This is a genomic window from Spirillospora sp. NPDC048911 (assembly GCF_043198015.1).
In the GTDB taxonomy this organism is placed as follows: domain Bacteria; phylum Actinomycetota; class Actinomycetes; order Streptosporangiales; family Streptosporangiaceae; genus Spirillospora.
The window spans coordinates 520,192-533,636 of the sequence record NZ_JBICUD010000006.1 but is presented as its reverse complement, the minus strand read 5'-3'; the positions used below and the strand labels follow the sequence as shown (position 1 = coordinate 533,636).

Here is a 13,445-nt window from a genome sequence, read left to right as displayed (position 1 = left end):
CGCGCTCCCTATTCCACTCTGGAATACAGCTCGCAGGAAATCTCGCCCTTGCCTGTTAGGCATATTTGTCAAGATCTTGTCAGGCCCTGTTGCGTCATCGGGCATGATCGGTGACTACGCTTGCGGGCATGCCGCCAACCGCAGATCGGCCCCCCGCAGACCCGACCGACGGCGACGACGACATGATCGCGCGGCTCCCTGCCACGGCCTGGGCGGTGCTGGGGATCCTGTCCTTCGGCGAGGAGCTCACCGGCTACGAGGTCCGGCAGTGGGCCGACCACAGCCTCCGGTTCTTCTACTGGAGCCCGGCGATGAGCCAGATCTACTCCGAGCTCAAGCGGCTCGAACAGGTCGGGTACGCCACCTCGCGCACGGTGACCGGCGACGACACCCGCACCAAGCGCGTCTACACCATCACCGGCGCGGGCCGCGCCGCGCTCTCCCGCTGGGTCGAGGACGCGCCCGTCGAACCGCCCGTCCTCAAGCACGGCGCGGCGCTGCGCGTCTGGCTCGGCCACCTGGCGACACCCCAGCGCCTGCGCGAGATCGTGTCGCAGCACCGCGACAATGCCCAGCGCCTGCACGACGAGGCCGAATGTTCGCGCCAGAGCGCCGCCGACCTGCCCGGCTGGGTCTATCCGGAACTCGTCGCGCGCTGGGCGGCCCGCTATTACGCCGCGGAGCGCGACCTCGCCGAGCAGATGCTCACAGATCTGGACGAGCTGTGTTGATTGTTTCCGCCGCCTTCGCCGAGCCGGATCGGCGCCGGGTCAACGTGGCGGTGGCAGTCGGCAAGGGCTGAGTCAAATCGGCCGCTCGCGCGGGCGCGGATGCTCACCATGGGTAGTGACTCCCCCGTCTGAAGAGCCCGAGAGGACGTTGGCGTGCCCAAGACCTGGATGATCGCGGATTACCTGCGGCCGTATGCGCAATGGCGCATCAACCGCGCCGAGGCACGGGACGACGGGTGCAACGCCCGGGCCGCGATCGGCCTGATCGACGCCGCCGCCTACTGCATGCAGAAGGACGACAGCGAGCGGGTCATCGTCCGCATGGCCGTCGCGGGCTGCTTCGCCCTCGGCCGGTTCAACCCCGGCGCGGAGGGCGAGCGCATCATCCGCTACTGGCACTACCACGACCCCGAGGGCGGGCCCGCCGAACTCCTGGACGCGCTGGCCGCCGCGGCCGAACGGGGCCTCCAGTCCGGGGCGGCGCGGCAGTCGGAACTGCCGCGCCCCAGGGTCGGGGCCGGATGACCGGCCCCGCCGGCCCGTCGCTGGACGCCCCGTGCCCGGACGGCCCGTGGCCGGACGGCTGTCGCCGGGCGGCCCGGGCTAGGCCGGCTCGTTGCCGGGCTTCCACTTGATGCCGCAGCCGAGGCTGGGCGTGTGCGGTTCGGGTACGGGTTCGCCCGCCAGCACACGGTCGAGGGCCGCCCGGAGCGTGGAGCCGTCGGCGGGCACGTCGTTGCGCGGCCGGGCACCGTCGAATTCGCCGCGGTAGGCCAGCCGCCGTCCCGCGTCGTACAGGAAGAAGTCCGGTGTGCACGCGGCCCGGTAGGCGCGCGCGACCTCCTGTGACTCGTCGACGAGATACGGGAAGCCGAACCCCGCCCGCTTGGCCTGCTCCCGCAGGTGCCCGGCGTCGTCGTCGGGGTAGTTGACCACGTCGTTGCTGCAGATCGCCACGGTGGCGAGGCCGCGCGCGGCGTACTCGGCCGTCACCGTGCCGATGGCCTGCTCGATGCGGCGTACGTACGGGCAGTGGTTCGACAGGAACACCACCAGCAGCGCCGGTGAGCCGTCGAAGTCCTCCGGCGAGACGTCGCCGCCGTCGACGGACGGCAGGACGAACGGGGGCGCGGGCGTCCCGAGCGGGACCATGAACGAGGAGATCGCCATGGGCCCATTCTCTCCCGGGCGGACCCGCCGCGTGGTAACCAAGCGTTCGCTTGGTAATCTCGTCCCGGCGACGACGAAGGGCGAGGGCATGCCGACTCAGGAGCACATGAAGGCCGTCTTGCAGGCGTACGTCGACGGCTTCAACGCCGGTGACCCGGCCGCGGTCTCGGGCTTGTTCGCCGACGACGCGGTGATCGAGGATCCGGTGGGACACCCGCGGATCCAGGGGCGCGCGGCGATCGACGAGTTCTACGTCAACGCGATCGGGGTGGGCACCAAGCTCTCCCTCGACGCCCCGATCCGCGGCTCGCACGGCGCCCGCGCCGCGATGGCCTTCACCGTGGAGGTCCCCGCCATGGGCATCCGCATCCGCGCCATCGACGTCATGACGTTCGGCGACGACGGCAAGGTGACCAGCATGGAGGCCTTCTGGGGGCCCGACGACATCGAGCAGTGAGCCCGGCGCGGCGGGCCCTGCCGTCAGACGGCGGGCCCTGCGTCAGACGGCGGGCCCTGCGTCAGACGGCGGGCCCTGCGTCAGACGGCGGGCAGGCGGCCGTGCTCCAGCGTGTATCCCGGGGCGGCGAACTCACCGCCCTGGGGCCGCTGCCCGATGGCGAACGTGCCGGTGATCTCCGCCGCCCGCGTCTCCGCGTCGTCCTGGGGCACGTAGCCGAGCTCGTCGCTCAGCTCCCAGAACCGTTGCGTATTGGCGGAAACGGCGTACGCCACCAGGAAGTCCGTCTCGACGGTCAGCGCCGCACGCACGAACCCCGCGCAGTCACGCGGGCTGAGCCAGGTCGCGAGGTGCCGGGCCTCGGTGGGCTCCGCTTCGAAGCTGCCGATCCGCAGGCAGACGACCTCAAGGCCGAACTTGTCGACGTACAACCGGCCGAGCGCCTCGACGGCCACCTTGGTCACCCCGTACAACCCGTCCGGGCGAGGCGGCATCTCGGGCGAGACCGTCTCGGCGGTGGGGTAGCACCCGGTCAGCCGGTTGCTGCTCGCCAGCACGACGCGCCGCACCCCGGTCCGGCGTGCGGCCTCCAGGACGTGCTGTGTGCCGAGGACATTGCCCGTCAGCAGGTCGGCGAGCGGCGCCTCGTCGGGCACCCCGGCCAGATGGACGATCGCGTCGGCGCCCTCGACGACCGGGATGAGGTCCTCGGGCCCGGTCACCTCGAGCTGCCGCAGCTCCTCGCCCGGGCGGCCGGCCGGCATCGGCGCGCGGTCGATCAGCACCAGCCGGCCGGCGTCCTCGTAGAGCGACTCCCGCAGGGACGTTCCCACCTGGCCCGCCGCGCCCGTCATCACGATCGTTCCCAGAGACATGAACGGCAGTGTGTCAGGTCTGGCGGGTCCGGTAGGCGTTGACCTTGTTGCGGTTGCCGCAGCGTTCCATGGAGCACCAGCGGCGCCTGCCGGGACGTGAGGTGTCCACGAACAGCAGGAGGCAGTTGGACGCCGCGCACTCCCGGACGCGGTCGCGGTGGGGGCCGGTGAGCAGGTCGACCGCCTCGTTGGCGGCCGCCCCGAGGATCTGGGTGCCGGTCACCGGGCCCGCCCAGGCGCGGCGGCCGGTGGCGGGGTCGATGCGCGGGCGGGGGGCCGGCCCGGCGGCGTCGTTGATGGTCTCGAGGGCCTCCGGGGCGGGCTCCTCGCCGTGGGCGAGGGCCAGCGCGACGGTCAGCATCGTGTCGCGGAACGCCTTGACCGCACGCAGCTCGGCGGGGCTGACGCGCGGCTCGCCGAGCGGGGCGATGGCGGCGAGGCGGGACTCGGTGAGCCAGCGGCCCAGGTCGTCCGGCGTGTGCAGGATCTCCCAGTACGCGTAGCCGCCGGGGCCGCCGGTCAGCAGGAGTTCGAGGCAGAAGGCGCCCGGATCGAAGGTGAAGCTCTGCCCGTCGCGGCCCGTCAGCAGCCGTGTCGTCGCCGTCATGTAACCACTTTATCCGGTGTTCGAAGCCCGGCTGAAGGGTCACCGGCGCCGGCGGGGGGTCTCCTCGCCGGCCAGTTCCCGGACGGCCTCCACGCCGGCGTCGGCGGTGCGGCGGAGGAAGCCGGCGATCAGTTCCAGCTCGGCCTGCTCGTAGCCGCCGCAGATCTGGTCGAGCGACGCGTTCATGCCCGCGAACAGCCCGAGCAGCTCGGCGTTGCGCTCGCGCACGGCCCGGACCTGGACGGCGCGGCGGTCCTCGGGGTCACGCTCGCGCACCACCCAGCCGCCCCGTTCGAGCCGGTCCAGGACGCCCGTCAGCGTGGCGGGGTGCAGCCCGGCGCGGCGGGCCAGCGCGCTCGGGGTCAAAGGTCCGTGGGCGTTCACGAGATCCAGGCAGTCCAGGTCGACGTCCTTGAGTTCGAGATGGGCGCCGACCTGCCGGTTGAGGAGCGAGAGCTGCAGGCTCAGCTCGCGCAGCGTCTCCCGGATGGACACGATCGCGCGCCGGTCGCCGCCAGGTGTTACGGAAGTCATATTGTATGCCTCTCAAATCAATATGTTATGGTTTCCATATCTTACGGCAACGGAGGTAATCCCATGATTCTGGTGACCGGAGCGACGGGGATCGTCGGGCGCGGCGTGGTGAAGCTGCTGCTGGAGGCGGGTGAGGGCGTGACGGCGGTGTCCCGTTCGCCGGAGACCGCCGGCTTGCCCGAGGGTGCGACGGTGGTCTCGCAAACGACTGAACTGGCCGGTGTGGACGCGATGCTCATCGCACCTCGGGCCGTTGGCGAGACCACCGGGGAACTGCTCACTGCGGCGGCCGCACAGGGGGTGAAGCGGGTGGTCCTGCTGTCCGCGGTCACCGTGGAGTACGGCGGCGGGTACGAACGCTTCGCCGCCGCGTTCAAGGCCGCGGAGAAGGCCGTCGAGGCCTCCGGGCTGGAATGGACCTTCCTGCGCTGTGCCGACTTCGCGGCCAACAACCTGGCTTGGGCGCCCCAGATCCGCGCCACCGGAGCCGTTCGCGGCGCGTACGGCGACGCGGCGACCTCGTCCATCCACGAACGCGACATCGCCGAAGTGGCCGTCCGTGCCTTGCTGGACCCCTCGCACGCCGGTCGTGCCTACGCCCTGACCGGCCCGGAGTCTCTCAGCCAGCACGACAAGGTGCGTCTCATCGGCGAGGCCATCGGCACCGGCCTGACGTTCACCGAGGTGCCTCCCGAACAGGTCCGCGCGGCCATGCTCGCTCAGGGCATGCCCGAGGACGTGCCCGACCGCATGCTCGGATACCTGGCCACGTGCAGTGAGCAGCCGGGGCCGTCCACCGACACGGTGGCGCGGGTGCTGGGCCGCCCGGCGCTCTCCTACGCCGATTGGGCCGCCGACCACGCGGCCGACTTCGGCGGTGGCCTGTCATGAGCGCCTTGATCCGCGGCGCGCGGTACGTCAGCGTGCTCTTCGGCGGCGTCTTCGCCGGGTTCCTGGTCGCGGTCCTCGTCCTGGAGCTGTCGCTGCGCGGCTATGACGGGCAGGTGTACGCGCAGGTCAGGCAGGTCGAGCTCGACTCGCTCGACAAGCTCGCCGGGGCCACCCTCATCCCCGCGCTGATCGCGACGGCGTTGCTGGCCGTCGCCGCGTTCCGGGCCCGGGAAGGCGGCCGGTGGCCGGTGGTGTCGGCACTCGCCCTGCTGGCGCTGGTCTTCGTGCTCACGATGGTGGTCAACCTCCCGATCAACAGCGACCAGGCCGGCTGGAACGTGCAGGCCCCGCCGCCCGGCTGGGTGGATGACCGGGACCGCTGGCAGATCGCGCACGCCGTCCGTACCGTCGCGGCGGTGGCGGCGTTCGGCTTCCTGATCCTCGGCAGGCGATCGCAGGCCGCACCCGCGTCCGGGCGTTCGGCCCGCACCTTGCCATGATGATCGGATGGACGAGGACAAGAGGACCGAACCGCCGCAGGCCGGTGACGAGCGGGCGACGCTGACCGGGTTCCTGGAGTTCCAGCGGGACACCTTCGCCTGGAAGTGCGCGGGCCTGACCACCGAGCAGTTGCGTGAACGGAACATTCCGCCGTCGACGCTCTCGCTGCTCGGGCTGGTCAGGCATCTGGCCGAGGTCGAACGGGGCTGGTTCCGGATGGCGATGCGCGGCGAGGACATCCCGTTCCGCTGGAAGCGGAGCCGCGAGGACCTCTCGCCCTTCGAAGCCGACGACGCCGACCCCGGCGAGGCGTTCGCGGCCTGGAACGAGGAATGCAAGATCGCCCGCGAGATCGTGGACACCACCGGGTCGCTCGACACGACCACGACGTTCCGCGGCGAGGTCTACTCGCTGCGCTGGATCCTCACCCACATGATCGAGGAGTACGCGCGCCACAACGGCCACGCCGACCTCATCCGGGAACGCCTCGACGGCGCCACCGGCGAATAGCGAGAGGCCCGTCCCACTCGGTGGGACGGGCCTCTCGCCATGTCGGCCGGGGTTATTCTTCGGCGGGCTCGACCTCGACCGGCTCGGCTTCGACGAGCGGGCCCAGCGGGCCGCCGATCGCGGCGATCGCCTTCGTCAGCTTCTCGCCGGAACCGTCGCGGCGGCCCAGCTCTTCCGGCACCTCCATGGGCTTGCCGGTGGACGAGGCGGCACGGACCGGGGTCACGCCGGCCCAGGCCAGCAGCAGGGTGTCTTCGCCCTTCAGGAAGCGGTGCGAGCGCACGCCCCCGGTGGCCCGGCCCTTGGCCGGGTACTCGGCGAAGTCGGCGACCTTGATCGCGCCCGTCTGCGTGCCGGGCAGGGCCGAGGACGACCCGGAGATCGTCACGACCCGGGCGTCCCAGCCGGGATCGACGGCGCCGAACCAGACCACGCGGGCGCCGGCCGACAGCTTGATGCCCGCCATGCCGCCCGCGGCCCGGCCCTGCGGCCGGACGAGGGAGGCCTGGAAGTGCAGGAGCTGCGCATCGGTGGCGATGAAGACGAGATCGGTCTCCTCGGAGTCGAGATGGACCGCGCCGACGACCTTGTCGCCGTCCTTGAGGCCGATCACCTCGAACTCGTCCCGGTTGGCGGGATAGTCGGGCACCACCCGTTTGACCACGCCCTGCTCAGTGCCCAGTGCCAGCCCGGCGCCCACGTCGTCGAGGCTGCCGAGGCCGACCACGGTCTCACCGGACTCCAGCACCACGAACTCGCTGAGCGGCGCGCCACCCGCCAGCGACGGCGGGCTGGAGGTCGGCGGCAGCGTGGGCAGGTCGAGCACGTCCACCCGGATCATGCGGCCCGCCGAGGTCACCGCGCCGATCTGGCCGCGGGCCGTCGCGGGCACCACCGACACCAGCACGTCGTGCGGCGACCGCGGGCCCTCGACCGGCAGCGCGTCGGCCGAGTTGGTGCGGGCCAGCAGGCCGGTCGAGGAGAGCAGCACCAGGCACGGGTCGTCGGCGACCTCCAGCGGCACGGCGGCGGACCGGGTCTGGCCGGACGACTCCAGCAGCACGGTGCGGCGCGGCGTCGCGAACTCGGCGGCCACGTCGGCCAGCTCCTTCGACACCAGGGCGCGCAGCTTCTTCTCCGACTCCAGGATCGCGGTCAGCTTGGCGATCTCGCGGGTGAGCTGCTCCTTCTCCTTCTCCAGCTCCAGCCGGTCGAAGCGGGTGAGGCGGCGCAGCGGGGTGTCGAGGATGTACTGCGCCTGGATCTCGGAGAGCTCGAAGATCTGCATCAGGCGCTGCTTGGCCTGCGCGGAGTCGTCGCTCTGCCGGATGACCTGGATGACCTCGTCGATGTTGAGGAGGGCGATCAGCAGGCCGTCGACCAGATGGAGGCGGTCCTCGCGCTTGGTGCGCCGGAACATCGACCGGCGGCGCACCACGTCGATGCGGTGGTCGACGTAGACCTGGAGCAGCTCGCGCAGCCCCAGCGTGCGGGGCTGGCCGTCGACCAGCGCCACGTTGTTGATGCCGAAGGTCTCCTCCATCGGCGTGAGCCGGTAGAGCTCCTCCAGCACGGCCTCGGGGTGGAAGCCGTTCTTGATCTCGATGACCAGGCGGAGCCCGACGTTGCGGTCGGTCAGGTCCTTGAGGTCGGCGATGCCGTTGATCTTCTTGGCGTTGACGAGCTCCTTGATCTTGGCCTTGACCCGTTCCGGGCCGACCGCGTAGGGCAGCTCGCTGACCACGATGCCCTTGCGGCGGGGCGTGACGCTCTCGATGTGGGCGGTGGCCCGCGTCCGGAACGTGCCGCGCCCGCGCTCGTAGGCGTCGCGGATGCCCTCCAGGCCGACGATCTTGCCGCCGGTGGGCAGGTCGGGGCCGGGCACGAAGCGCATGAGGTCGTCCAGCGACGCCTCGGGGTTGTCGATCAGATGGCGGGCGGCCGCGATGACCTCGCCGAGGTTGTGCGGCGCCATGTTGGTCGCCATGCCGACCGCGATGCCGGCCGCGCCGTTGACCAGCAGGTTGGGGAACGCGGCGGGCAGGACCTCCGGCTCGGTCTCCTGGCCGTCGTAGTTGGGCCGGAAGTCGACGGTGTCCTCGTCGATCGAGGTGACCATCTGCATGGCCGCGCGCGACAGCCTGGCCTCGGTGTACCGCATGGCGGCCGGCATGTCGTCGCCGCCGAGCGAGCCGAAGTTGCCGTGCCCGTCGACGAGCGGCATCCGCATCGCCCACGGCTGGGCCATCCGCACCATCGCGTCGTAGATCGCGCTGTCGCCGTGCGGGTGCAGCTTGCCCATGACCTCGCCGACGACGCGGGCGCACTTGACGTGCCCCCGGTCGGGGCGCAGGCCCATGTCGTTCATCGAGTAGAGGATGCGCCGCTGCACGGGCTTGAGCCCGTCGCGCGCGTCCGGCAGCGCCCGCTGGTAGATGACCGAGTAGGCGTACTCGAGGAAGCTGCCGCGCATCTCCTCGGAGACATCGACGTCGACGATGTTCTCTTCGAAGTCCGGCGGCGGGGGAGGGGCTTGGGATCCGCGTCGTGCCATGTGGACATTGTTGCCGGTTCCAGGGACAGTTTTGCACTCAGCCGGTCCGGCGCGCCGCTTGGAGGTTTCCGATGAGCTCTTTGGCCGATTTCCAGAACGAGATCTACCTGGCGGGGCTGGGCGAGGTGCTGCCCGGCTTCCCCACCGATCTGACCAGGCTGGAAGCGCTCGCGGAGCGGCGGCTCTCGGCGGCGGCGTTCGGGTACGTGGCGGGGGCGGCGGGCAGCGAGGCCACCGCGCGGGCCAATCGGGAGGCCTTCGAACGATGGCGGATCGTTCCCCGGATGTTGCGCGACGTCGCCGAGCGGGACCTGTCGGTCGAGGTGCTCGGGACGGCGATGCCCGCTCCCGTCCTGCTGGCCCCGGTCGGCGTGCAGTCGATCTTCCACCCGGACGGGGAGCTCGCGGTGGCCCGCGCCGCGGCGTCCACCGGCCTGACGATGGTGCTGAGCACGGCCGCCTCGTACTCCATGGAGGACGTCGCGGCGGCGAACGGCGAGAGCGGCTCCCGCTGGTACCAGCTCTACTGGCCCAAGGACCGGGAGCTGGCAGCCAGCTTCCTGGAGCGGGCGAAGGCGGCCGGTTACACGGCCCTCGTCGTCACGCTCGACACGTTCACCCTGGCCTGGCGGCCGCGCGACCTCGACCAGGCTTATCTGCCGTTCCTGCGCGGCATCGGGGTGGCCAACTACTTCAGCGACCCGGTGTTCCAGAAGGCGGTCGGCGGCCCCGTCACCGACGCCAACCGCGACACGGCGCTGCTCCACTGGGTCGCCAACTTCGGGGACGCGTCGCTGACCTGGGACGATCTGGCGTTCCTGCGGGAGCACTGGGACGGCCCGATCGCGCTCAAGGGCATCCAGCACCCCGACGACGGGCGCCGGGCGGTGGACGCGGGGATGGACGGGATCATCGTCTCCAACCACGGCGGCCGCCAGGTCGACGGCGCCATCGGGTCGCTGGACGCGCTGCCGGGCGTCGTGGCGGCCGTGGGCGACCAGGCGGCCGTGCTGTTCGACAGCGGCGTCCGCACGGGCTCCGACGTGGCGAAGGCACTGGCCCTGGGCGCCAAGGCGGTGCTCGTCGCGCGGCCGTACGCGTACGGCCTGGCACTCGGCGGCGAGGCGGGGGTGCGGCACGTGCTGCGGTGCCTCCAGGCGGAGCTGGAGCTGACCATGACCCTGGCGGGTGTGACCCGTCCGGCGGAACTCGGTCCGGAGTTCATGGTTCCCGCCCCATGACATTTGTCATGGGCGACCCCCGCTTATGTCATGGGGCGTTCCTGACGGGCGTGACTGCACGTTCAGGCTCATGATCGGCAGCATGGGTGGCATGCGGGCGAATGTGATCGAAGTGCGGGAACTGCGGATCCGCCTGGCCGACCCCCTTCGCGGCGAAGCCGCGCCGGGGGGTGCGGGGGGTCGTCCCCCCTCGGGTGGTACAGACGTCGTACGCGGCGTCTCGTTCGGCGTCGCCCAGGGGGAGATCTACGCGCTGCTCGGCGGCCACGGAGCGGGAAAGACCACGCTCCTGGAGGCCGTCGCCGGTGACCGGCGCCCGGTCTCCGGGACCGTGCGCGTGCGCGGAGCCGACCCCTACGCCGAACGGGCCGTCCTGCGCACGGGCGCCGTGTGGCGGGACGGCGGCCTCTTCCCCGGCCTCACCGTCGCGGAGGTCGTCGACACCTGGCGGCGCTGGACGCTCGACCCGCTGACCCGGGACGAGGCCTTGCGGCTGACAGGGCTGGGCGGGCTGGCGGACGTTCCGTTCGAGCGGCTGAGCGCCGGGCAGCGGCGGCTGCTCGACCTGGCGCTCGCCCTGGTCGGCCGGTCGGACGTGTTGTTCCTGGACGAGCCGACCGTGGGGCTCGGCGAGGACGACGTTCGCTGGATCTGGTCGGTGCTGCGCTTCCTGGCGGCGAACGGGGTCACCGTGCTGCTGACGACGCGTGACGTGGACGAGGCCTGCCGCGCGGACCGGATCGGCGTCATGGGCGAGGGACGCCTGCCCGTCGGCCAGGACTCGGTCCGCGTGCAAGCCGCCGCCTAGGCGAGGGTCACATACCCTGGGCATTCTCTGACCCCGATCACGCTCTGAGCGGCCGGAGACGCAGGTGCAGCCCAGGATCCCCCGCCCCACGGTGGTCGCCGCGGCCATCGTGGCGCTCACGCTGGTGACGCTGGCGGGTCTCCTCGCGCCCGCGCTCTGGTATGAGGCGATCGAGCGGCAGGAGCCGGGGCGCATTGTGGCCGGCGGTCTGGGTGTCGCTGCGGTCCTCACCCTCTACGCGCGGCTGCTCTGGCTCAACCTGATGCGCCGCACGGCGCCCGTCCACGCGCTCGGCCTGGCCGCGATCACCGCGCTCTGCTGGGTGCTCCCTGCCGCGCTGGGCGGCGCCGCCGGCTGGGGCAACCTGCTGATGGTGCCGGCCGGGCTGATCGCGGTCGTGCTGCCGCTCCGCCAGGCCGTCGCGGTCACCGCCGTGGGCAGCGTCCTCACCCCTGTGTACGGGCTGCTGCTGGGCCTGCCCGCGCTGAGCGTCCTGTACGAGGCGATCGGCTTTCCCATCACGGCCTTCTCCGGGTATGTGACCGTCTGGCTCTTCCACATCGTGCAGGAGTTGCGGGAGGTCCGCGCCGAGCTGGCCCGTTCAGCGGTGGGAGAGGAACGGCTGCGCTTCGCCCGCGACCTGCACGACGTCCTCGGCCACAGCCTCCAGGCGGTGGCCCTGCGCGCCGAGGTCGCCGAACGGTTCGTCGACCGAGACCCGCCGCGCGTGCGCAAGGAGCTCACCGAGATCCAGACGATGGCGCGGGCCGCGGTCCAGGACGTGCGCGAGATCGTCCGCGGTCACCGGACGGCGTCGCTGCGCACCGAGCTGGACGGCATCTCCGCCGTCCTCCAGGCCGCCGGCATCCGGTGCGACCGCCCGGAGCTCCCCGACCTCCCCGCCCACGTGCACGAATCCCTCGGCTGGGTCGCCCGGGAGGCCGCCACCAACATCCTGCGGCACAGCGGCGCGTCCTGGTGCCGGATCACGCTGGCCGCCGACACCCGCGTTCGCCTGGAGATCGTCAACGACGGCGCCGACCGCCGGTCGCACCCCGCGCCGGCCGGCCGGGCGGCGGGCACCGGCCTGCACGGGCTGGCCGAACGGATCGCCGCGGCCGGCGGCGAGCTCACGGCCGGGCCGGGCGGCGACGGCACGTTCCACGTCCGGGCCTCGGTGCCCCTGGCCACGGGAGAGTCATGATCCGGGTGCTGCTCGCCGACGACCACGCCCTCATCCGCGAGGCCCTCGTCCTCCTCCTCGGCACCGAGGACGGCATCGAGGTCGTCGCCGACGTGGGCCGGGGCGACGAGGCCGTCGAGCTGGCCCGCGAGCTGGCCCCCGACGTGGCCGTGCTCGACATCGACATGCCCGGTCTGGACGGGCTGGCGGCCGCCGAACGGCTCGCCGCCGAACTGCCCGCCTGCAAGCTGGTCATCGTCACCGCCCACGGCCGTCCCGGCAATCTCCGCCGCGCCATGGGCGCCGGCGTGCGCGGTTTTCTCGGCAAGGACGCCCCTGGCGCCCGCCTCGCCGAGGTCATCCGGCAGGTCTCCGACGGCGCCCGCTACATCGACCCGCACCTGGCCGCCGACGCGCTCGCCGCCGAGGAATGCCCCCTCACGCCCCGCGAGCTGGACACCCTCCGCGCCGCCGCCGACGGGGTCCCGGTCTCCCGCATCGCGCGTTCGCTGGGGCTCTCCGAGGGAACGGTCCGCAACTACCTGTCCGCGGCGGTCACCAAGCTGGGCGTGGACAACCGCCATGCCGCGGTGCGGGCGGCCCGCGACCTCGGCTGGCTCTGACCGGGCGCCGTCGTCACGAGGAGGTGCTCCGGTAGCGGTCGAGATCGGCGCGGGCCATGGCCAGGTCGGCGCTCACCTTGGAGACGTGCTCGCTGAGCGTGCCGATCTGGCGCTGCAGGTCGGCACGGTCCTGTTTGAGGTCGGTGACCTCCTGCTTGCTCTCGACCAGCTCCCGGCGCAACATCGTGACGACCTGGTCGGCGGTGTCGACCGCGACCGACTCGCTCTGCCGGTCGAGCTGGCGGAGCTCGCTGCGCCGCCGGAACACCGCGACCATGGCCTGGACGATCGTGCCGCCCGCGGCGACCTGGGCGATGGAGACGATGACGTCGGCGGTGTTCATGAGGTTTCACCGCCCTCCTGAGCCACGTCACGAGCTCGGTTCATGGTGGCGTGCGCCTTGAGCACGCAGCCGATGGTGAGCGCGCCCGAGATGACGCCGGCGGCCAGCCCGTGCGTGCGCAGGCCGGTGATGACCGTGAGGCAGTAGAACGCGTAGCCGCCGGTGATCAGGTAGAGGCCCGGGAGCTCGATCACCAGCCGCCGCGCGTACAGCCCGTAGAGCTTGAGAAGGCCGCCCACCGCGAACATCGCCCCCCACAGGTGGGCGATCACATTGGCGTGCCCGGCCAGGCTGTTGGTCATGCCCTGGCTCACGCCGTCGCCGATGAGCATGCCGAGCCCGCCGAGGACGATCGCGGCCACCGCGATCATCGTTCCGAAGGGATTCCAGGACAACAATCCTCGCCACCCCACTGTG

At 71.8% G+C, this 13,445-nt stretch carries 17 protein-coding genes; 10 read left to right on the top strand and 7 right to left on the bottom strand.

Annotated features, from left to right (window positions below):
• Positions 1–128 precede the first annotated feature (128 nt).
• Entirely contained in the window at positions 129–731 is a 603-nt protein-coding gene (locus ACGFNU_RS28915) for a PadR family transcriptional regulator (RefSeq protein WP_392598563.1), read from the top strand.
• Positions 732–884: 153 nt separating this feature from the next.
• Positions 885–1,256, top strand: coding sequence for a hypothetical protein (locus ACGFNU_RS28910; protein WP_392598562.1), 372 nt, complete (start codon positions 885–887; stop codon positions 1,254–1,256).
• 78 nt (positions 1,257–1,334) lie between these two features.
• On the opposite strand, the gene ACGFNU_RS28905 is transcribed toward ACGFNU_RS28910, so the two are convergent.
• Complete coding sequence (locus tag ACGFNU_RS28905; protein WP_392598560.1) at positions 1,335–1,901, bottom strand: thioredoxin family protein; 567 nt, start codon at positions 1,899–1,901, stop codon at positions 1,335–1,337.
• A gap of 88 nt (positions 1,902–1,989) precedes the next feature.
• On the opposite strand from ACGFNU_RS28905, the gene ACGFNU_RS28900 reads away from it, so the two are divergent.
• Positions 1,990–2,358 (top strand): nuclear transport factor 2 family protein, encoded by a 369-nt coding sequence (locus tag ACGFNU_RS28900; RefSeq protein ID WP_392598558.1) that lies wholly within the window; start codon positions 1,990–1,992, stop codon positions 2,356–2,358.
• An 80-nt stretch (positions 2,359–2,438) separates the two neighbouring features.
• On the opposite strand, the gene ACGFNU_RS28895 is transcribed toward ACGFNU_RS28900, so the two are convergent.
• Genes ACGFNU_RS28895 through ACGFNU_RS28885 form a run of 3 tightly spaced genes read right to left on the bottom strand, consistent with a single transcriptional unit; the run spans position 2,439 to position 4,374 of the window.
• Entirely contained in the window at positions 2,439–3,233 is a 795-nt protein-coding gene (locus tag ACGFNU_RS28895) for an NAD-dependent epimerase/dehydratase family protein (protein WP_392598556.1), read from the bottom strand.
• Positions 3,234–3,246: 13 nt separating this feature from the next.
• A complete protein-coding gene (locus ACGFNU_RS28890) occupies positions 3,247–3,840 on the bottom strand; it encodes a CGNR zinc finger domain-containing protein (RefSeq protein WP_392598555.1) in 594 nt (197 codons plus the stop codon).
• A 39-nt stretch (positions 3,841–3,879) separates the two neighbouring features.
• Positions 3,880–4,374 carry a MarR family winged helix-turn-helix transcriptional regulator gene (locus ACGFNU_RS28885; protein ID WP_392598553.1) on the bottom strand — a complete coding sequence of 165 codons (495 nt, stop codon included), beginning with the start codon at positions 4,372–4,374 and terminating at the stop codon, positions 3,880–3,882.
• A gap of 63 nt (positions 4,375–4,437) precedes the next feature.
• On the opposite strand from ACGFNU_RS28885, the gene ACGFNU_RS28880 reads away from it, so the two are divergent.
• From ACGFNU_RS28880 to ACGFNU_RS28870, 3 genes are read left to right on the top strand one after another with little or no spacing between them, the layout of a single operon-like run.
• Positions 4,438–5,265: an NAD(P)H-binding protein gene (locus ACGFNU_RS28880; RefSeq protein WP_392598551.1), complete on the top strand. Its 828-nt coding sequence runs from the start codon at positions 4,438–4,440 to the stop codon at positions 5,263–5,265.
• Positions 5,262–5,765 carry an anthrone oxygenase family protein gene (locus ACGFNU_RS28875; protein ID WP_392598550.1) on the top strand — a complete coding sequence of 168 codons (504 nt, stop codon included), beginning with the start codon at positions 5,262–5,264 and terminating at the stop codon, positions 5,763–5,765. Before ACGFNU_RS28880 ends, ACGFNU_RS28875 begins: the two co-directional genes overlap by 4 nt.
• Positions 5,766–5,772: 7 nt before the next feature.
• Entirely contained in the window at positions 5,773–6,276 is a 504-nt protein-coding gene (locus ACGFNU_RS28870) for a DinB family protein (protein ID WP_392598548.1), read from the top strand.
• 52 nt (positions 6,277–6,328) lie between these two features.
• Here the strand turns inward: ACGFNU_RS28870 and ACGFNU_RS28865 are convergent, their stop codons facing one another.
• On the bottom strand, positions 6,329–8,830 hold the full coding sequence (locus ACGFNU_RS28865; protein WP_392598547.1) for a DNA topoisomerase (ATP-hydrolyzing) subunit A: 2,502 nt from the start codon (positions 8,828–8,830) through the stop codon (positions 6,329–6,331).
• A 71-nt stretch (positions 8,831–8,901) separates the two neighbouring features.
• On the opposite strand from ACGFNU_RS28865, the gene ACGFNU_RS28860 reads away from it, so the two are divergent.
• From ACGFNU_RS28860 to ACGFNU_RS28845, 4 genes are all read left to right on the top strand, one after another.
• Entirely contained in the window at positions 8,902–10,071 is a 1,170-nt protein-coding gene (locus ACGFNU_RS28860; RefSeq protein ID WP_392598544.1) for a lactate 2-monooxygenase, read from the top strand.
• A 91-nt stretch (positions 10,072–10,162) separates the two neighbouring features.
• The gene (locus ACGFNU_RS28855) at positions 10,163–10,879 is read left to right on the top strand and encodes an ATP-binding cassette domain-containing protein (protein WP_392598542.1); all 717 of its coding nucleotides are present in this window, start codon (positions 10,163–10,165) and stop codon (positions 10,877–10,879) included.
• Positions 10,880–10,943: 64 nt separating this feature from the next.
• Positions 10,944–12,083 carry a sensor histidine kinase gene (locus ACGFNU_RS28850; protein WP_392598540.1) on the top strand — a complete coding sequence of 380 codons (1,140 nt, stop codon included), beginning with the start codon at positions 10,944–10,946 and terminating at the stop codon, positions 12,081–12,083.
• Complete coding sequence (locus ACGFNU_RS28845; protein WP_392598538.1) at positions 12,080–12,685, top strand: response regulator; 606 nt, start codon at positions 12,080–12,082, stop codon at positions 12,683–12,685. Before ACGFNU_RS28850 ends, ACGFNU_RS28845 begins: the two co-directional genes overlap by 4 nt.
• 13 nt (positions 12,686–12,698) lie before the next feature.
• Here ACGFNU_RS28845 and ACGFNU_RS28840 read toward each other — a convergent pair whose 3' ends face one another.
• Both ACGFNU_RS28840 and ACGFNU_RS28835 read right to left on the bottom strand, forming a co-directional pair.
• Positions 12,699–13,028, bottom strand: a complete 330-nt coding sequence (locus ACGFNU_RS28840; RefSeq protein ID WP_392598537.1) for a hypothetical protein — start codon at positions 13,026–13,028, stop codon at positions 12,699–12,701.
• Positions 13,025–13,399 carry a hypothetical protein gene (locus tag ACGFNU_RS28835; RefSeq protein ID WP_392598536.1) on the bottom strand — a complete coding sequence of 125 codons (375 nt, stop codon included), beginning with the start codon at positions 13,397–13,399 and terminating at the stop codon, positions 13,025–13,027. Before ACGFNU_RS28835 ends, ACGFNU_RS28840 begins: the two co-directional genes overlap by 4 nt.
• Positions 13,400–13,445 lie beyond the last annotated feature (46 nt).